Below are 19,249 nucleotides of genomic sequence, written 5' to 3'. Positions count from 1 at the left end.
GTCATAGTTATAGTGGATACATCTGCCTTTTGATGTCTACTTAACCGGGCTATGACCACGTGCAAGCTGCTCTTTTTTTCTATAATGTAACCCTAATCCCCATACTGTGCAGCCATGGCTTGCAACTTGGTGCGAATCTGGTCACGGACCTGCGGGGGATGCGTCACATGGGCATCTGTTCCCAAGCCAAGAAAGAAACCGACCACCCAAGGGGTGTAGCTTGTGCCTATATGAGCATGAATTGTTCCTGAGCCGTCCTCGTTGACCTTCAAAAATTGTGATAACCACACATCGGATTGACATCTTCGCACGCCTTCTGGCGACAGTGAGACTTTAAGTTCCAGTGGTGTTTCCAGATCCTCACGTATGATCCATTCTTGAATATTTTCTTCGTTCAGGTCGACTTTTTGGCTCTGATCCACTTCACATTGCAGCCCAATAACCCGGTCAACCCGAAATACACGATGATCCATTGCACGAAAACAATAGGCCCTACAATACCATAAACCATTCATCGTATACAGTCCAAGAGGTTGAATCAATCGTTCCTGGACTGAGCTTGCTTCATAGCGAATTTGTACGATTCTCTGTTCCAATGCCGCCTCCAAAAGTTCCTTTAAGTAAGGAACATCGAGTTCATGCGGTGGTACCCAGAATGTGAGTCTTTGCTGCATCCGTTCAATTTTATGTTTGAGGTCACTGGATAAATAATGGAAAAACTTGCGTAACGCACTTTGTACTTCATTGTTAAAAGGTAGAGATTTATAGTTCTGTAACGATTGAGCGGCAAAAAACAAAGCCATAGCTTCATGCTCGGAAAAACTGATGGGTGGGAGCACCTTTTCACGTAAAACACGATAACCACCATGAGGACCAACTTCGGAATAAAGGGGGATGCCCAGTTCGCTTAATTCCGCCAAATCTCGAATCATGGTTCGACGTGATACTCCGCATTCATCGGCCAGTTCTTGTACGGTAAACGTTCTGCGTTCATTCACTAACATAATTAACTGAACAAGCCTTTGCGCTTTGTGCATATATACTCCCTAAAATTAATTTATAATCATGCCAGTACTTGTCACTATTATCTATTATGCTTAATTTCGAAGTCAAGACGAGTTGCCTTCGATTCGTGATGTAGAAACTTTGGGAGGAATAATAATGAATGAAGTAACGGTTATTGGTTTAGGAGCGATGGGGGGAGCTATAGCTCAAACATTACTGGAAAAGGGATATCATGTGACTGTATGGAATCGTACAGCGACAAGGGCAGATTCCATCGTTAAAAAAGGAGCGGTACTCACTTCTACGGCAGCTGAAGCGATTCGTGCTAGTCAAATATCGATTATCTGTGTGTCTGATTACAAGACTTCGTATGAAGTACTGGATGTAGAAGACGTACATGCGGCCTTGCCGGGACGAGTGCTCATCCAACTTACTACAGGAAGCCCTGAACAGGCCCAAAAGCAGGAAATCTGGGCAAACACCCATGGTGCTGCATATATAGATGGAGCAATAGCGGCTGCCCCAACCCAGATCGGTGGCTCTCATGCAACCATCTTCACTTCTGGATCGATGGAAGCTTTTAATCAAGTAAAGCCGGTTCTCGGTGCACTAGCAGGTCATGTTCCTTATTACGGAGAACAGGTTAGTGCAGCTGCTTCAATTGACCTGGCATTCCTGTCTTATCTGTTTGGGTCATATCTTGGATTCTTCCACGCATCACGAATCCTGGAGTCTGATGGTTTGCGTATTGATGATTTTGGTTCTATGATTGCTGGAGTCTCGCCTATGATTGGCTCCATTCTTCAATACGAAGGTGAGGTCATTCAACATTCCAAATACGAAAATCCACAAAGTTCTCTTCAAATGTCCATGGTAACGGTTGGTCTGCTCATGGAACAGGCAAGTGAGAAGAGTATGAATAACGAGTTTCCGTTGTTCTTGCAAAACATGTTTCATAAAGCTATAGAAGCTGGTTATGGCGAGCAAGATATAGCATCACTTGTGAAAACGATGCGTTAACAATTCAATAGAGGGCATTTATCTTGAAGAATGAATGCGCCGATCTATTCAATCGAATATCTAAAATTAGTTATAAATTACTCGCGACCATTCCCGATTAGCCAGGGGGTGGTCTTTTTTACTCCTCTTAACCCATGGTGATCATTCTATTATATGACTTGGTTAGATCTAGTTGACGTAGTAAAATAACACAGGGACTATAACATACATAAATGGAAGAGATTTTGCATGTAAAGGAGATTACGTATGAATACATTATTTACATTTGACACGTTTCCGCAAATAGAAACAGAGCGATTTGTGCTCCGTGCAGCAACAGACAGTGACAGTGGGGATCTGCTGGCACTGTACTCAGATGAGACTGTCGTCGAATATATGCCCTTCACACCCTTCGAATCCGAACAGGATGCGCTGGATGAGATGAGCTGGTATAAGAAGATTTTCAATCAACAGACGGGATTACGCTGGATGATCGAAGATAAGCAGTCTCATCAAGTCATTGGAACGTGCGGATATCTGGAGTATGAAGAGCAACATCATCGCGCAGAGATTGGTTATGATCTGCTTTCATCGTGCTGGGGCAAAGGGGTGATGACTGAGGTTGCTCGAGCTGTGCTGGAATTTGGATTCAACCAGATGCAATTGAACAAAATTGAAGCGAAGGTGGACCCGGGAAATGAGGCGTCCATTCTTCTACTGCATAAGCTGGGGTTCCAGCAGGAAGGTCTGTTACGGCAGCATGAATTTGAGAAGGGCAGATACGTTGATCTCGCTGTTTTCTCGAAGCTACAGAGTGACAACTAGCCCCTGTCTTCCATTTCCATGTCCATCACATACTCAACTCCCATCTCAGTCCTTGTCACCATAATGTGATGTCTTGTCCCGTGAATCAGGCTCATGTTATATTGGAGAGATGTGAGGGGATGAGAATATGAAGCTGGTGTCCTGGAATGTGAATGGACTTCGAGCGTGTGTGAATAAAGGATTTATGGATTATTATCAACAAAGCGAGGCCGATATTTTCTGCCTTCAGGAGACGAAATTACAGGCTGGACAGATCGAGATGGATCTGGGCGAAGACGTCTATCAGTACTGGAATTATGCGATCAAAAAAGGATACTCCGGCACGGCTGTATTCAGCCGCATCAAGCCCTTGTCTGTGTATTACGGTATGGAAGAGGACAGCGAGCCGGAAGGCCGGATGATTACGCTGGAGTATGATGCCTTTTATCTGATTAATGTCTATACTCCCAATGCCAAACGTGATCTGACCCGGCTGCCTTACCGTCTGGAGTGGGAAGACCGCTTCCGGTCCTATGTCCTGCAACTGGAGCAGACGAAACCTGTAATCATCTGTGGGGATCTGAACGTGGCTCATCAAGAGATTGACTTGAAGAACCCGAAGCCAAACATGGGCAACTCTGGATTTACGGATGAGGAGCGCGGCAAGATGACTGACCTGCTTGCATCAGGATATGTGGACAGTTTCCGTCATCTGCATCCAGATCAAACCAATGTGTACAGCTGGTGGTCGTATATGCCTAAGGTCAGAGAGCGGAACGTGGGCTGGCGCATTGATTATTTTCTTGTGTCCAATCAGCTTGCACCAAGTGTAGCCGAAGCCTATATCGACTGTCATGTCATGGGCAGTGATCATTGCCCGGTAGGCGTTAAGCTGAAACTGTGAGAACACACACTTAGCAAACAGAACCTGACAACCGTTTGTATCCCGATAAAGGGATGCAGGCGGTTTTTTACGTTATCCTGCGCCTCAGAGGTAGGGGAGAGGAACTGGACTTTGGTTGGGGAAAGGACTGGACTCCGGATTGTTTCAATCCCGCCATTTCTTGGGTACGATTGAATCATACATATATTATAAATTGAATTGTTCAATGATACAGAAGGAGGAGGGTTGTATGAAAAAGTTCAAAGTCATCACCCGATTCCTATCGATCCTTGCAATAAGCTGTCTGATATCTTTGACGGTGTTATCGTTGTCAGTCATCTGGATTGACATACCGTAGATGCGTACACGTTATTCAGCAGACAATGGGAGTTCGACTAAACGAAGGAGGGATGGGCAATCAGCATACAGAAGCATACTTCAGATGTAAGAATGTGATTTGGAGAATGACAACATAAAACAACCAGAAGGAGTGATTTTTAATGGTGAAAAAGAAAAAAGTTTTGCTGGCCTGCGCTGCGCTGGCTATGATGGTGGCTTTAAGTGCGTGCAGCAGTGCTGCTGACGAGCCCAAAGGTGAATCTGAGAAGGTAAATAGTGAAGCAACATCTGGAACCGCTGAGCCAGCTGCTACAGAAAATACAAGCGAAGCAGCGACAGATACAGATAAAGGAGCCGCATCCACGCCGGCAACTTCGGAATCATCTGCAAGTAAAGGTGAAAGTAGTGCGGCGGAAGGCATGCCGGAATACTTGCCTAAAGATTTCCCGTTACCGGACGATGCCAAGATTACGACAGCGACTTCCGGAGAGAATGAAGGGAAGAAATCGGCAATGATGATTTTTACTACGGAACAGGACATGAAGACGGTATCGAAGCTGTACAAGGATTATTTTACAGAGAAGAAACTGACAGACTCCGGACAGCTGATTGATGAAAAAAATATTGTTATTCAAGGGACTGATCCGGATACGAAGCAGGAATGGTCTATGATCGGTGGAGCACTGGCGAGTCAGGAAGGTGTCGTTGAACTCACGTTAACCTGGTCTGAGTCGTAAAATCAAAATAGAATCTTTATACATGAACTTGTTTATTTACCCACACCTTGTGGTGGTACAGCGTTAAAGCTGTCCCTCTGCAAGGTATTTTTGATTTACATCTGGAAACCTGACAAGTTACATGTTATGTTATATCCTTAGATAGACTTATAGACAAAAGATTCAGACAGGGAGAGGATTAAACATGATTAAAGTTGGTATCGTAGGTTACGGTAACTTGGGTAAAGGTGTCGAGAAAGCAATTACCCAGAATGATGATCTAGAGCTGGTTGCTGTATTTACACGTCGTAATCCAGAGCAAATGGTGGCTGAAGGTACAGAAGTTCGCTTTGAGCATATCTCTGCGGCTGAGCAGTACATAGGCAAAATCGATGTCATGATCTTGTGCGGTGGTTCTGCGACGGATTTGCCGGAGCAGACACCTGTAATCGCTAAGCTGTTTAATACGGTAGATAGCTTTGATACCCACGCAAAGATTCCTGAGTTCTTTGAAGCTGTGAATGCGGCGGCTGAGCAAGGTGGACATGTAAGCGTGATCTCAACAGGCTGGGACCCAGGCTTGTTCTCGATGAATCGTCTTCTCGCGCAATCTATTCTGCCGGAAGGGAAAGAGTATACATTCTGGGGCAAAGGGGTTAGTCAGGGTCACTCCGATGCTATTCGTCGTGTACCTGGCGTGAAAGCGGGCGTGCAGTATACGGTTCCTGTAGAAGAAGTGATTGACCGCATTCGTTCAGGTGAAACACCAGAATTGTCCACACGTGAGAAACATCTGCGTCAGTGTTATGTGGTAGCAGAAGAGGGTGCGAACCAGGATGAGATTCGTGAAACAATTGTGAATATGCCTAACTATTTCTCGGACTACGATACGACAGTTACCTTCATCAGTGAAGAAGAATTGAAATCCGAGCATGCAGGTATGCCACATGGTGGCTTCGTTATTCGCAGTGGAATTACAGGTAACGGACAAAAACAAATTATCGAATTTGGTCTGAAGCTCGACAGCAATCCAGAGTTCACCGCAAGTGTACTTGTGGCATATGCACGTGCGGCGCAGCGTTTGAGCAAGGAAGGACACAAAGGCGCGAAGACGGTATTTGATATCCCGCTGGGTCACCTTTCTCCAAAATCCGCTGCGGATCTCCGTCGTGATCTGCTGTAATCTTAGTTAGTTCGGTAAAATAGTCTTAGAAAAATAGCTAGTCCTTCGGTGGAAGGACTAGCTATTTTTCATTGTGCGCGTTTTTTAGCGCCAATGGGAGGGTTTACTCAAATGGTCAGGTAGCAAGGTATCCGCACTTCCCATAGCAGCGTTCAGCTGAGACTGTGTCAGGAAAATTCCGCCGCGTAGATCGGCTCCCCCAAGATCTGTATCCCGCAAGTCTGCACCAATCCAATCGGCGTTTCGTACATCGGCGTTACGCAGGTTCGCCGCAATCATAAGCGCGCCCCGGAAGCTTGTACCTCTCAGGTCTGTTCCTTGCAAGTTAGCCCCCAGAAAATCCATTCCACTGCGTTTCTTGCCTTTGGGTTTTCCTTTTGCTTTTGTTGTTGCTGGAGCACTGCTACGTACGATCTCACTAGCCTGAATCAGCAGGGTATTCACATTTGCTCGATGGCTCGTGATGTCCAACTGTAGCAGAGCTGCCGGTTCGAGATCACTCAGACGCGCTACATCAGGATAGGCTTTTTCCAGTGAGGCATGCAGCGAAGACGTATCGGGCCGCATCATAACCTCTCTCATATAACTGATCAGCTCATGAATTTGACGTAGTACAGGCAGGCAATCATACATTTCACGTGCCGTTTCGGGATGGGTACGCCAGCTTCTGTCCGCATACGTCACTTGTGATAGCTTCTGACCTGCACCAAAACAGTCATACACGGTGCAACCTTTGAAGCCCTTCTGTCGGAGCTGGGTGTGGATACCACATCGGTAGTCCTCCCGCAGATTGGGACAAGGTGTACCGCTGGACTTGTCAAAAGCAAAGTCAGAGGATTTGCCATAAGGCAAGGCCACGCAACATAATCCGTAACACTGCTCGCAGTCTGCTTGCAGATGAGGATGTTCAATGTGGTTTAAAGAATGGTTAGACAACATACACACTTCCTTATCATCAAGAAAAAGTTGATTTTAAATTCAAATGTACCGATAGATCATGTCATGTTCACTTTACCATTGGAAGGAAGTCACTTCAATTGAATAATAAGATCTATGCAGGGTAAGAAACTTAGTAGACTTATCGATCAGAAAGTTGTATGCAACATTGAACAACTACACTATAAAATTTCGTGGTGCTTGATACCATGCTACTTATTCATCTTCACTTTTGTATATGTAGGAATTTGTGTCTTACTGTGTTTATTTATTAATTCATCTAATAATTCAGATTGTTTGATCACCAATGGATGGCCTATCCCGTAAGAACTAACTAGTTCATACAAAACGGATCGTTCGTGTTCCAATTGCTCTTTGATAGAGTTACTTGACAAATCAATCACCTCTATACTAATCCTAACCACTTCTATTTAAATTTACTAATTTAGTAGATATACAAAAACTCAAAATAAAAAACCTCCAATCAGGAGGTTCTGAAGATTATAATTTTTTTTTACCAGCCGCCAGCACCATGTCCATTCGCTTTAACAGTGGTTACATCTGTTGGTGGTTTAGGATCATTGTTATCGGCCGATACCTGATTAAATGGTGTACATACTAAAATGGCTAAAGCTACAACAAAAGAAATGACAGTCAACTTCTTCATGTACCTCATTCTACCTCCCTCAAAATTGCTTTGAATCTATCTAGATCATCATCTGTGGCTAATTGCCTCATTCCTTCGAACAAACAAAAGCATCTGATCAAGTAACGATCATTATTTATCTTAGCAGAGATTGCCAAACTATCTAACACATAGAGTATACCAAAACTAGGTCTATTAGAATTTTTATAATATTCGGCTAAATCAGCCAGGAGGATAACGAATCCATCGTTAATAACTTGGGAAGTGTATGATCCTACCTTTTTTTGAGAATTGATCTGATTTTGAATCACGTCTTGATAACGATCTATGATGTGGTCTATGTTATAAGAATATTTTAGTGCTGCCTTAACAACCTTGAATAGTCCTATAAGTAGTTCATTATCATTATTTGCTAAGGAATTGATATAATCATCGATAAGGCAAGTTTCCCCTGTCATCACTCTGTAAAGCATTCGGTTAGCACTTGCCCAAATTAAAAATTGTTTTTTCGTTTGTTCAGCCTCTTCATCAGTTTCAACGATCCAACTGTGGTCCTCAAATTTATCTAAATGGAAGAATGCTTCCTCGTAGTTCTCATCCTCTTCAGCAACTGTCCCTAATATTACATGGGCATATAGAATATATCCGAATAAAGCTTTTCTTGGTTCTGTTCGATTGAGTTCATTCCCTTTCCGTTTATGTTTTAGATCGTATAGGACTCTAGCTATCCTGCCCATTTCAGAGCTCAGTTGCTTTGCCTTCTTCCACTTCTGTAAGGATACATACAAGTTAGCTAAATCTTTCAGGGCATCAAGTTGCTCTATTTCACTCAACCTTGTAACAAACGGTTCAAATACAAGAGCAAGTTCGTAGTTGAATTGCTGATCATCACCTAAAGATGCCTTGAAAATCCTATACTGGCATATGGCCAATCGTTCTGCATGTTGGTACCGTTCTTCTTCAGAGACTCTTCTATAAATGATGAGTGAAGCAGAGATATTACCTTCTTCATAAAGAGATTCGGCAAAATCAAATAAAGAAGAAATATAGTAAGACTTCTCCAGCATAAAATCAACAACTTTTTCAATGCAAGATAACTTGTTTAATTGCGAGCACCTAATCAGAAATGGCCGTATTCTTCTCCAATCTGTTGATGGGTCGAGTAGCAGCTCATCAGCATATAAATCATAGAAAGTACCATCTTTTAAACCCATCGTTAATGTCATTTTATCAAGTGCATTAATCGGAACTGGCTGAGAACCGTTGATGAAGCGACTAAGAGTTCCAGAATTTATACCAGAATTCTCAGCAAAATGATATATAAGTAACTGATTATTATCTATGTAGTTTAACAACAGAGAACGGATAGTTTGTTGCTTTTCAATTTTCAAGGAAGATTCCACCTCCATCTATAAAAAAACCATTATTTATAACTTTTACTCTTTATAGGTAATCATATGGATTATTCTACCATTGGTCAATGGTTCCTGCAAAATTCTTTGTTTTCTTCAATATTGCAGAATTTGTTTTCTTCTCTAAGAAGTTTCCAACTAGCTAAAGAATAAATAATAGGAATTCGCTTATGTAACCGACCCCTGATTATGATTATCCTCTTCTGAATTTGAATTCGATCCCACTCCTAGAAAATTTGTCTTATCGCTATTATTCAATTGATAAGCGAATTCAACAATTTACGATTTCTTCTTGGCAAATCTATTTCTACATTATTATTCAGTAAGATAATATAATATAATTCCCAGGCGTATTCATGCTTGCAAAAACTTTCGAATAGTTATTATGCTGGATTGATTGGGCATAAAAATTGATGGAGTACTGGCTCATGATTTTTTAAAGCGAACTCATTAAGATTATTTGATGCTCAGAGCCTTCAGTATATAGAATAGTTTTGTGCTCATCTTAGAAAACAGTATTAGAGCAAGAGAAAATATGGACTTACCACGAATGGAGGTAGCAGAACATGGATGAATTCAAGATACGTCAAGCTACCCAGGAAGATCAGGAGCAGCTGGCTAATTTACGGGCACTGGTGCTCTATGATGATTTGACGCGTTTAGGGCGCTATGATGAGATTCGGGTGAGGGAGCGCTTCCGCAATACGTTCCAGCCGGAACATACACAAGTGTTGGAGCTGGAAGATACTTTAATTGGATGTGTGTCATTAAAACCGGGAGATGGAGAGTTTTTGCTAGAGCACTTCTACATTGATCCAGACTATCAGGGCAGGAAACTAGGCACAAAGGTGCTTAACATGTTGCTCGAACAGGAATCAGTCAAGGGCAGACGTGTGACGTTAAACGTGTTGCAAGGAAGTCCGGCGAAGCGTTTATACGAACGATTCGGATTTACGGTGGATCATGAAGATGAAGTAGATGTGTTCATGTCTAGAGATTATCAAGGGATCGGGACCTCTAATAGTTGAGTATATTGCACGATAAAAAAGAAGCCTCTTCTCTACAAGGCCGCTAGGCGACCATTGCATGAGAAGGTAAGGCTTCTTTTTGTATGAATCATTTAAGAATGCGGTAAAAAAAGAATTACACGACGCCTTGGGCAATCATCGAATCGGCTACTTTGAGGAAACCAGCAATGTTTGCTCCAGCAAGCAAGTTGCCTTCGCAGCCGTATTCTTCAGCTGCTTCTACGCAGCTTTTATAAATATTTTTCATAATGTCATGCAGTTTGGCATCGACTTCTTCAAATGTCCAGGACAACCGCATGCTGTTCTGTGACATTTCAAGAGCGGACACGGCTACACCGCCGGCGTTCGCAGCTTTTGCAGGGCCAAACAGCACGTTAGCACCAAGGAATACATCAATGGCAGCCAGAGTGGACGGCATATTCGCTCCTTCACCAATGGCTTTGACACCGCCTTGAACCAGAAGGTTTGCCGCTTGCTCGTCGATTTCGTTCTGTGTTGCACACGGCAGAGCGATATCACAAGGGATAGACCAGATGCCCTCGAAGCCTTCGGTATACGTCGCATGCGGGTGTTCTTTGACGTATTCGCTGATCCGCAGACGCTCAACCTCTTTCAGACGTTTTACCGTATCCAGGTTAATGCCTTGCGGATCATGTATGTAACCGCCGGAGTCGCTGCATGCTACAACGCGAGCACCAAGCTCCTGCGCCTTCTCGATAGCATAGATGGATACATTGCCGGAACCGGAGACAACAACGGTGCTGTCCTTGAAGCTAAGCCCTTTGGATGCAAGCATTTCATTAACGAAGTATACGCAGCCATAACCCGTTGCTTCTTTACGTGCGAGACTTCCACCGTACAACAGACCTTTGCCTGTCAGTACACCTGCTTCATGTCCGCCACGAATTCGTTTGTACTGACCAAACATGTAACCGATCTCCCGAGCGCCTACACCAATATCACCCGCAGGTACGTCAGCGTCCGGACCGATGTATTTGTACAGCTCTGTCATGAAACTTTGCGTGAAACGCATGATTTCCTGATCCGATTTTCCTTTTGGATCAAAGTCAGAACCGCCTTTACCGCCGCCGATTGGCAGGCCAGTCAGTGCATTTTTGAAAATTTGCTCAAAGCCCAAAAATTTGATGATGCCCGAGTATACCGATGGGTGGAAACGAAGTCCGCCTTTGTAGGGGCCAATCGCGCTGTTGAATTGTACACGGAAACCGCGATTCACCTGAACTTTACCTTGATCATCGACCCAAGGCACACGGAACGTGATAACCCGTTCCGGCTCAACAAGTTGCTCTAGCAGACTGTGGTTTCTGTATTTGGGATGTGCTTCGATGACGGGGATCAGTGAATCCAGGATTTCCTTAACAGCCTGATGGAATTCATTCTCGTTCGGGTTTCTTGCGATAACTGATTCATAGACGGAATGAACATATGCTGCGGCAGTAGTAACTTGAGATGACGTTGAACTTTCTTTAGTAATCGTGGACACTTTTTCAATGCACTCCTTTATCGTGTTAAAGTCTGTAGATACCTATTTGTACAATTTGAATAAAAGTTTGTAGTTAAATATACAGGAAAGGAAATAAAAATACGAGACAAAAATCCATAAAATGTTTTTTATGAGGCAATTAAAATGTTCTATAGATCTATCATTAAATGTAAAGAATATCGTGAAATGTTGGATAATATACCCAAAGTATAGAATTAAAACCCAAGTTAGCGGAATTGATTGGATTAATAATTTCATTTTGGTAAGATGGTAAGAAGAGCTCGTAATTCGGGCTCTTTTATTATAAGAAGGAGGACAACAGGATGATGATGGGTAACAACAAGCGAATCAACGTGGAGAACAAGGCATGTATAGGAGGTGAGATCTACTATGAACCGTAGGACTCCACTTGACAATTGCAGAGAAATGCTGGTGAGTCAGCTGTTGACCTTGGGCGAAGAGAAAAGAACTTTTCTTGACGCTTATTTTGACGTGCGTAATCCTGAGCGTATACTGCTGGATAAACAATTAACAGCCTATACAGACCGAGTAGAGCGATTACTTGCTGGTCCGGATGAGCTGTTAAGTTCCGTTGTGCTGATTGGTAGTCAGATTGAACTGGAATATGTTGATTTTCATACATCGGATAAGTTAACGATTGTTATGCCAGAGGAAGCAGACCCGGACGAAGGACAGATTTCATTCCTTTCTCCTGTGGGACGTCAACTGCTTCTGGGGAACAAAGGCGAAATGAGAGCCATCTCTACCCCTTCGGGTGACATGAAAATACGTATAGCAGACATTCAATGGGCTTTTGAACAAAGCTCAGAGCTGGTGCAGGAGCTTGAGCAGGCTGATGAGGCGAAACCAAATCCGCTGCAAGGCTTGACTCAGGGAGGTGCAAATCATGCACTTTAAAGAAACGGATCTGCCAGGCATTGGACGTAAATACTGGCTGCATACTCGCAGCGGGGAGCATCTTGTCATCGTGGTTCATAATGATGAGCGACGTGATTTATTCCATATGGAATCTGGAGATCAAGCGGAAGATCTCGGAGATATGGTCTCTCTTGTAACCCTTGACGATGATGAGGCAAGAGCCGTAGCTGCTATAGTCGGTGGCATGACGTATAAACCTCAGTTCCAGAACGAACGGGAAGTTATGCTGGAAGGGTTGCTGATTGAGTGGCTACGCATCGAACCCCATGCGGTGTGCATCGGGAAGACGATTGGAGAGATGAACATCCGTCAGGTTACCGGTGTGGCGATCCTGGCGGCTGTTGACAAAGAGAAACAGAAACAATTCAACCCCGGGCCAGAGTATGTGTTCACCAGTGGGGCGACAATTGTTGTTGCTGGTGAACGTGACCAGCTTAAGCAGCTCAAACAATGGTTGACCGATGGGCGGATGTAGCGTATGGATATGCTCATATTTGAAGTGGGGGTTGCCATTGCGCTGATTACACTTACGGGATTAATATCTGCACGACTACGATTTTCGGTTATTCCATTTTACATTCTGGTCGGTATGGCCGTTGGACCGCATGCACCACAGTTTGGCATTGTGGATTTACGATTTATCGAAAGCTCGTCTTTTATTGAATTTATGGGCAGGCTGGGTATTTTATTTTTATTGTTTTATCTGGGATTGGAATTTTCGGTCTCACGGTTATTAAAATCAGGGAAAGCCATCCTCACCGGTGGCATATTCTATGTGGCTCTCAATTTTGTCTCAGGTTTGCTACTGGGCTGGTTCATGAATCTGCCACTACAGGAAACGATGGTCGTATGCGGGATCATGACGAGTTCATCGACGGCTATCGTTGCCAAAGTGCTCGTGGATTTGAAACGTACCGCGAATCCAGAGACAGAAATTATTATGGGCATGATTATGTTTGATGACTTGTTTATTGCCATTCATATTTCCATTCTGACTGGACTTGTGCTTAGCGGAGCTACTTCATTCGGAAGTGTCCTGCTGGTATCTCTATCGGCTTTGCTGTTTATTGTACTATTCCTGATTATTGGCAGGAAGAGTATTAAATATATCGATAAAGCATTGAACATTAAGTCCTCGGAGTTATTCCTGCTTACGATTATGACATTGCTCTTCCTCGTAGCAGGATTCTCGGAAACCTTACATGTGGCTGAGGCTATCGGTGCGTTGATGATCGGCCTTGTGCTTGGGGAATCCAGACATGTTAGCCGAATTGAGCAGCAGATTATGCCGTTCAAAGACTTTTTTGGTGCCCTGTTTTTCTTCAGCTTTGGCCTGACCATTGAGCCATCCTCCCTCGGTGGAGCTGTAGGGATGACACTGATTGCCGTCGTTCTGACGATTCTGAGTAACTTCGGTGCAGGTATGATTGCAGGAAAAATGGCTGGAGTATCGAACAAGGCCTCGTTAAATGTGGGCTTTACCCTGGTATCTCGGGGCGAGTTCTCGATCATCATGGCGAACATCGGCAAGGCTGGAGGTCTGATGGCATCCATTCAATCCTTCGCTGTGTTATACGTGTTGATTCTGGCTGTCCTTGGGCCTATTCTGACGAAAGAATCTCCTCGCCTCTATGCGAGGTATGAACGATTCCGAAATCGGGAGAAACGCAAGGAAACTGGATAAGGGTTAGAGAAGCGCGTCGCACGTTGCTGGAGAATGAATGTTCTCCCAAGTGCGGCGCTTTTTTATGCGATATAAAGCAGGACTTTAGATGTGATTTTTCGAAAATATATTTAAATATTTTAAAAATTATGTAAAATAATGTTATTCGTTGTCTGTGACAATGAAGAGTTATATTTTAGAATCACAGTCAAAATGATAGGGAGGGAATAACACAATGAGCAAGAAAAGTAGATTCCAGCGTTTCAGAAGGTCTGCCACAGGTATACTGCTCGGTCTTGTTTTGTTTGCTTTACCTGCATCTGCTGCTTGGAATGATACATATCAAGGGTATGCAACATACACGGGCTCGGGATACTCGGGCGGTGCTGTATTGCTGGATCCGATTCCAGCAGACATGAAGATTACCGCGCTCAATCCATACCAGCTTAATTATAATGGTGTCAAAGCTGCTTTAGCTGGAGCCTATCTGGAAGTACAGGGGCCTAAAGGGAAAACCGTGGTATATGTAACCGATTTATATCCGGAAGGAGCCAGTGGTGCTCTGGATCTCTCACCGAATGCGTTCAATCAGATTGGAGATCCCAAAGCAGGGAAGATCAATATCAGCTGGAAGGTAGTCAAAGCGCCGATTGAAGGGAACGTATCTTATCGCATCAAGGAAGGTAGCAGTCAGTGGTGGGCAGCCATTCAAGTTCGTCATCATAAATATCCTGTGCTGAAGTTTGAAGTGAAGCAGAAGGACGGTTCATGGCTTAATCTCGAAAAACAGGATTATAACCATTTCCTTGGCACGGGATTAGGTAAGGAAGAATTAAGTATTCGGATCACCGATATTCGTGGTAAAGTGGTGTATGATTCCATTCCCGCTCTGCCAAACGATGGATCAGGCGGCGCATATATCGTACCGGGTAACGTGCAGTTCCCGGATTAAATGAAATGTGGCATCAAAATAAGTATGATCATGGATGAGTCTTTAAGTCGTACATCGTACGGCTTTTTTGATGTAGAAAAAGGAGCGTACATATGCGAAAAAGCTTGCCTTCTTATAGAACAACACATTTATATTGGAAGCAGTATCAGTCATTTTTTCCTGAAGAAGTAAGATTGGATGAAAACACCTTCCCTGAGGAGGAGTGGTGGGAAAGCCACGGAATCCATCTTCATATTGATCGTTTACCCGTGCCAGAATCCCCTATCAAAATACTGTTTATTCATGGTGCCGGGGGGAATGGCAGGTTACTCGCCCCCTATGCACGAATGCTACAGCAACATGGATACGAGGTGATATCACCTGATCTGCCGCCGTACGGTCTAAGCTACGCAATGCACGGCACGCGGATGAACTATGAGTTATGGATTACACTGCTAGATGCCCTTATGGAGATGGAATACAAGAAAGACGGAAAGCCTTTCGTTGTGTTGGGCAGCAGCATTGGAGGCATGTTGGCTTATCATGCCAGTGTAAGGAACAAACATGTGAAGGGATTAATCGCAACAACATTTGTAGATACGAGTGATCCACATATGCGGGATCAGATTGCTCCGAATCAGTTCGTCAGTCGTGTAGGTAAACGTATGATGGATCTTTTCCCTGGTGTATTAGATGCTGCACGAATCTCGGTTAAACGGGTTTCTCGAATGGATCTGATTACGAACAACAAGGACCTGACCCGTCTCATTATGAATGATCCACAGGCGGCGGCTACGTCTGTTCCTTTGGAATTATTAAGAACTTTCCTGAATAAAACACCAGAAGTGAGCCCGGATCAATTCAGTCAGTGCCCGGTTTTGCTGGTTCATCCTGAGATAGACCCGATGACTCCCTTACACTTCAGTCAACCCTTTTTTGATCGTCTGACCGTGGAGAAGGAGTGTGTCATTTTGGAGGGAGCAGGTCATTTTCCGGTAGAGCAACCGGGTCTGAGGCAATTGGAAGAAGCGGTTCTACGATTTCTACAACAGATTCAATAAATGAAGGATATGATATTGCATGAAATACATAGTTCACTATCCTTATTACGGATAACACCTCCCTTTAAGGGAGGTGAATGATAATGTTTTTGATATGAATTGCGCTACCGCCAACCTGGATCTGAGTAATTTTATTGAAGCTGTCCAAAGTTAATCTGGCTCGGATCTCGGAGGGACAGTTCATAGTGTACCCCTGTCTAATTGTGTACGTGTGATGAAGAGGAGCTGTAAGCTGGTTGTAAAGATACAAATAACAGAGCATGGCGCCATTGGATGTGCCCGTTGCGCTCTCTTCCGGTATATCATACAGTGGTGCAAAATTACGACATACTGTCAGAACGTCCATAACATTTGATTCGAGTGTAAACACGTGATAACCGATGGCATGATGAGCCCTGCTTATTTCTGTGATACGCTGGAAGTCAGGATCAATTTTGGTTAGAACATCAATATCTTTAACGGCTATCATGATATCTGGTAGTCCGGTAGACACAATCTGTACAGGCAGTTCAGAATGCAATTCTTCCGTAGAAATACGTAACGAATCGGCAATCTGCTGTCGATCGACAATCTCCCCAAACTCCGGCAACGTCTGAGACAGATAGACTTCTCCATTGACTTCAATAACGACTTTAAGAATTCCGGCTAGTGTCTCCAGTGTATATGTACCAACATCAACGAGATGCTGTGTCTTCATTAGATAAAATAAAGCAATCGTGGCATGCCCGCAGAGATCAACTTCGTCACTTGGAGTGAAGAAACGCACTTTGAAATCAGCCTGATCCGATGGCATAACAAACGCAGTCTCGGAAAATCCGACTTGTCTGGCAACCTCCTGCATCTGGGATTCAGACAAATGCGCTGCTTGTAAAACAACCCCTGCGGGGTTTCCACCAAGAGCTTTGTCCGAAAACGCATGTAATGTATTCACTTCAACCTCCATATGGTTACCTCGCTTCTTCAACTTTTAGATTAAGTAATGGACTAAGGTTTAACATAATCGATAATCGACATTATATCACGATTGTTGAACTGTATAGGAATCCCGGATTGTTATGAATTTTGAATGAATAGGTCAAGTGACCAATGGGAAGGGGTAATGAAGGGAGAGATAGCATAATGATAATCTAACGGAAAGGCTGGGATTTTTAATGAAAGCAATTGTTATTGAGGAATTTGGTGGAGCGGAACAATTGAAGGAACAAGAAGTAGCCAAGCCATCCTGTGGAGTCAATCAGGTGCTTATCCGAACGCATGCCACGTCGGTCAATCCGGTGGATTTCAAAATCAGACAAGGTTATATGAAAGAAGCAGCGGATCAGCTGCCGATGATTTTGGGCGGTGACGTGGCAGGGACTGTGGCTGAAGTAGGTTCGAATGTCACGCGGTTCAGAGAAGGTGATCGGGTATTCGCCCGCCCACGTCAATTCGGAACCTATGCGGAATATGTTGCTGTAGATGCAGATATCGTGGCCCGCATTCCTGAGCAACTCAGCTTTGAGGAAGCAGCAGCGATTCCACTTGCCGCGATGACAGCTTGGCAGGCACTTGTTGATCATGGTCGTTTGGGCAAAGGACAAAAGGTGCTCATACATGCCGGTGCTGGTGGAGTAGGCACATATGCCATTCAAATTGCCAAATCGTTGGGCGCTGAAGTGGCTTCCACGGCGAGTGCAGCAAACGAAGAACTGCTCCGCTCGTTGGGTGTGGATCATTTCATTAATTATAAAGAACAGGATTTCTCACAGATCCTCTCAGACTACGATGTTGTCCTGGATACGATGGGCGGTGACATCCAGCGAGACAGCTTCAAGGTGTTAAAATCTGGAGGACGTCTCGTATCTCTTGTACAACAGCCGGATGAACAACTGGCGAAGGAAGCTGGCGTGACGGGTAACGTGTTCATGATGGAGCCGAAGGGAGATCAACTGGAACAGTTGGCCGAACTTGCGGCTTCCGGGAAACTGAAGTCGATTATTGATGAAACCTATCCGCTCACTGAGCAGGGTTTACGTGATGCTCACGAAAAAAGTGAATCTCACCATACACGGGGCAAACTGGTCATTACTGCGGATTAGTCTGGAATGGGTGAGATGTTCGAGTGAGCCGAAGATGGACGTTGGTTTAAATATCAGAGGAATTAACGTTCTTCAGCCTATAGTTCAATCGCCGTTCTCCAAACAGGAGAGCGGCTTTTTGTCTTTTTTGTTTGGTTATATGTATTTTTCAAACCATATTTTCTACACAGAATCAATGCAACATGGGGAGCAAATATTTTTCAGTGAAGAGGAACCAGCTAATAGTTTGAAATTCAATCGTACATTGGATTTTGTAACAATTGATTATGGAAGAGGACGAAATGATGAAGGGGAAATAGGTTTACTTATGCCGAGATAAAGAAACTAAATTTGAGAAACAGTGTGAATGGCGAAGTTTCATTGCTACTGCATCATGAACGATCCGTACTGTTTGAGCATTTTAATCATTGCTGTCATAAAACATAAAATTAACTTTAATCGTAAATAATGTTAATATTATGTCATTTTTAGGTTCATTTGCTCTGATATAATTTCTGCTAGGTAGACGAAAGGAGATTTTAGGATTGAAAAAAGTACTCGGTGTATTGATGGTGTTGAGTTTCATCTTGCTCTCAGGATGTGGTGGACCAGTTAAGCCTGCAACCGATACGCAAGGTTCGGGCGAGTTTCCCAGTAAACAAGTAACAACGCAGCAAAATAGTGATTACTGTTCTGTAGAGCGTACAAGTTTGGATAGTGAAACTGAAATTTATTTCTATGGAACTTGGAAAGTTGAGAAGCTTTTAGGATTTGCAAATTCATATAATGAAGCCTCTGAATATCCAACAGGTCAAAAATTTATTGGGGATGAAATCCTTGTCAAAAAAGACTTATTTTCATCAAAAGGAATTAAAAACTACAGTCAGTATCAAACTGAACTAAGAAACCCAGTATATGAGATTACAGCGACATGCAATAATAAAGATTCCTTTTATAGATCATATAAAATAGATATTCCAGACTTAAATGAAAATGATGTAGTAAAAGCAATAGATGTAAGTAACCCCTCTACAAAAATGAGTATACCTGTAAGTTTAAGTTTTTTTGTTGTTAATAATGAGAGGCTTATCTTGTTATCAGAGGCAACTATTTTTGAGCTTAAAAAAATTTCGGAGAAATAAA

General features: G+C 43.5%; 21 protein-coding genes. 14 read left to right on the top strand and 7 right to left on the bottom strand.

The window, feature by feature from the left end; all coding sequences use genetic code 11:
- Window positions 1-92: 92 nt before the first annotated feature.
- The gene (locus H7T88_RS22005; RefSeq protein ID WP_154983307.1) at window positions 93-1,037 is read right to left on the bottom strand and encodes a helix-turn-helix transcriptional regulator; all 945 of its coding nucleotides are present in this window, start codon (window positions 1,035-1,037) and stop codon (window positions 93-95) included.
- Window positions 1,038-1,161: 124 nt separating this feature from the next.
- Here H7T88_RS22005 and H7T88_RS22000 point away from each other — a divergent pair, with 124 nt between their 5' ends.
- The 5 genes from H7T88_RS22000 (at window position 1,162) to H7T88_RS21980 (ending at window position 5,929) form a co-directional block, all read left to right on the top strand.
- Window positions 1,162-2,025 (top strand): NAD(P)-dependent oxidoreductase, encoded by an 864-nt coding sequence (locus tag H7T88_RS22000; RefSeq protein WP_154983306.1) that lies wholly within the window; start codon window positions 1,162-1,164, stop codon window positions 2,023-2,025.
- A 246-nt stretch (window positions 2,026-2,271) separates the two neighbouring features.
- Entirely contained in the window at window positions 2,272-2,829 is a 558-nt protein-coding gene (locus tag H7T88_RS21995) for a GNAT family N-acetyltransferase (protein WP_221790313.1), read from the top strand.
- A gap of 127 nt (window positions 2,830-2,956) precedes the next feature.
- The gene (locus H7T88_RS21990; protein WP_154983304.1) at window positions 2,957-3,712 is read left to right on the top strand and encodes an exodeoxyribonuclease III; all 756 of its coding nucleotides are present in this window, start codon (window positions 2,957-2,959) and stop codon (window positions 3,710-3,712) included.
- A gap of 479 nt (window positions 3,713-4,191) precedes the next feature.
- Entirely contained in the window at window positions 4,192-4,767 is a 576-nt protein-coding gene (locus H7T88_RS21985; protein ID WP_154983303.1) for a hypothetical protein, read from the top strand.
- Between the two features lie 184 nt (window positions 4,768-4,951).
- Window positions 4,952-5,929, top strand: a complete 978-nt coding sequence (locus H7T88_RS21980; RefSeq protein ID WP_090915217.1) for a diaminopimelate dehydrogenase — start codon at window positions 4,952-4,954, stop codon at window positions 5,927-5,929.
- 84 nt (window positions 5,930-6,013) lie between these two features.
- On the opposite strand, the gene H7T88_RS21975 is transcribed toward H7T88_RS21980, so the two are convergent.
- From H7T88_RS21975 to H7T88_RS21960, 4 genes are all read right to left on the bottom strand, one after another.
- Complete coding sequence (locus tag H7T88_RS21975; protein ID WP_154983426.1) at window positions 6,014-6,868, bottom strand: pentapeptide repeat-containing protein; 855 nt, start codon at window positions 6,866-6,868, stop codon at window positions 6,014-6,016.
- Window positions 6,869-7,077: 209 nt separating this feature from the next.
- Window positions 7,078-7,269 (bottom strand): aspartyl-phosphate phosphatase Spo0E family protein, encoded by a 192-nt coding sequence (locus H7T88_RS29200; RefSeq protein ID WP_221790311.1) that lies wholly within the window; start codon window positions 7,267-7,269, stop codon window positions 7,078-7,080.
- Between the two features lie 110 nt (window positions 7,270-7,379).
- Window positions 7,380-7,541: a hypothetical protein gene (locus H7T88_RS21965; protein ID WP_221790310.1), complete on the bottom strand. Its 162-nt coding sequence runs from the start codon at window positions 7,539-7,541 to the stop codon at window positions 7,380-7,382.
- Complete coding sequence (locus H7T88_RS21960; protein WP_221790308.1) at window positions 7,538-8,902, bottom strand: XRE family transcriptional regulator; 1,365 nt, start codon at window positions 8,900-8,902, stop codon at window positions 7,538-7,540. The genes H7T88_RS21965 and H7T88_RS21960 overlap by 4 nt, the downstream gene beginning before the upstream one ends.
- 587 nt (window positions 8,903-9,489) lie before the next feature.
- Between H7T88_RS21960 and H7T88_RS21955 the strand changes: the two genes are divergently transcribed.
- Entirely contained in the window at window positions 9,490-9,951 is a 462-nt protein-coding gene (locus H7T88_RS21955) for a GNAT family N-acetyltransferase (protein WP_221790306.1), read from the top strand.
- Between the two features lie 115 nt (window positions 9,952-10,066).
- Here H7T88_RS21955 and gdhA read toward each other — a convergent pair whose 3' ends face one another.
- Window positions 10,067-11,455 (bottom strand): NADP-specific glutamate dehydrogenase, encoded by a 1,389-nt coding sequence (gene gdhA / locus H7T88_RS21950; protein WP_418792660.1) that lies wholly within the window; start codon window positions 11,453-11,455, stop codon window positions 10,067-10,069.
- A gap of 390 nt (window positions 11,456-11,845) precedes the next feature.
- On the opposite strand from gdhA, the gene H7T88_RS21945 reads away from it, so the two are divergent.
- From H7T88_RS21945 to H7T88_RS21925, 5 genes are all read left to right on the top strand, one after another.
- The gene (locus H7T88_RS21945) at window positions 11,846-12,373 is read left to right on the top strand and encodes a GreA/GreB family elongation factor (RefSeq protein WP_090915211.1); all 528 of its coding nucleotides are present in this window, start codon (window positions 11,846-11,848) and stop codon (window positions 12,371-12,373) included.
- Complete coding sequence (locus tag H7T88_RS21940; protein WP_221790304.1) at window positions 12,363-12,869, top strand: cation:proton antiporter regulatory subunit; 507 nt, start codon at window positions 12,363-12,365, stop codon at window positions 12,867-12,869. Before H7T88_RS21945 ends, H7T88_RS21940 begins: the two co-directional genes overlap by 11 nt.
- Before the next feature lie 3 nt (window positions 12,870-12,872).
- Window positions 12,873-14,078: a cation:proton antiporter gene (locus H7T88_RS21935; protein ID WP_154887760.1), complete on the top strand. Its 1,206-nt coding sequence runs from the start codon at window positions 12,873-12,875 to the stop codon at window positions 14,076-14,078.
- A gap of 214 nt (window positions 14,079-14,292) precedes the next feature.
- Complete coding sequence (gene exlX / locus H7T88_RS21930; protein WP_221790300.1) at window positions 14,293-15,009, top strand: expansin ExlX; 717 nt, start codon at window positions 14,293-14,295, stop codon at window positions 15,007-15,009.
- Window positions 15,010-15,101: 92 nt separating this feature from the next.
- Window positions 15,102-16,049: an alpha/beta hydrolase gene (locus H7T88_RS21925; RefSeq protein ID WP_221790298.1), complete on the top strand. Its 948-nt coding sequence runs from the start codon at window positions 15,102-15,104 to the stop codon at window positions 16,047-16,049.
- Window positions 16,050-16,113: 64 nt separating this feature from the next.
- On the opposite strand, the gene H7T88_RS21920 is transcribed toward H7T88_RS21925, so the two are convergent.
- Complete coding sequence (locus tag H7T88_RS21920; protein ID WP_312027648.1) at window positions 16,114-16,980, bottom strand: PhzF family protein; 867 nt, start codon at window positions 16,978-16,980, stop codon at window positions 16,114-16,116.
- 220 nt (window positions 16,981-17,200) lie between these two features.
- Between H7T88_RS21920 and H7T88_RS21915 the strand changes: the two genes are divergently transcribed.
- The 3 genes from H7T88_RS21915 (at window position 17,201) to H7T88_RS21905 (ending at window position 19,248) form a co-directional block, all read left to right on the top strand.
- The gene (locus tag H7T88_RS21915; RefSeq protein WP_221790295.1) at window positions 17,201-18,127 is read left to right on the top strand and encodes an NADP-dependent oxidoreductase; all 927 of its coding nucleotides are present in this window, start codon (window positions 17,201-17,203) and stop codon (window positions 18,125-18,127) included.
- A gap of 34 nt (window positions 18,128-18,161) precedes the next feature.
- On the top strand, window positions 18,162-18,446 hold the full coding sequence (locus tag H7T88_RS21910; RefSeq protein ID WP_221790426.1) for a hypothetical protein: 285 nt from the start codon (window positions 18,162-18,164) through the stop codon (window positions 18,444-18,446).
- Window positions 18,447-18,651: 205 nt separating this feature from the next.
- Window positions 18,652-19,248: a hypothetical protein gene (locus H7T88_RS21905; RefSeq protein ID WP_221790293.1), complete on the top strand. Its 597-nt coding sequence runs from the start codon at window positions 18,652-18,654 to the stop codon at window positions 19,246-19,248.
- Window position 19,249 lies beyond the last annotated feature (1 nt).

The organism is Paenibacillus cucumis (ex Kampfer et al. 2016) (assembly GCF_019748695.1).
Taxonomy (GTDB): domain Bacteria; phylum Bacillota; class Bacilli; order Paenibacillales; family Paenibacillaceae; genus Paenibacillus; species Paenibacillus polysaccharolyticus.
This window is presented reverse-complemented; position numbering and strand designations above follow the sequence as displayed.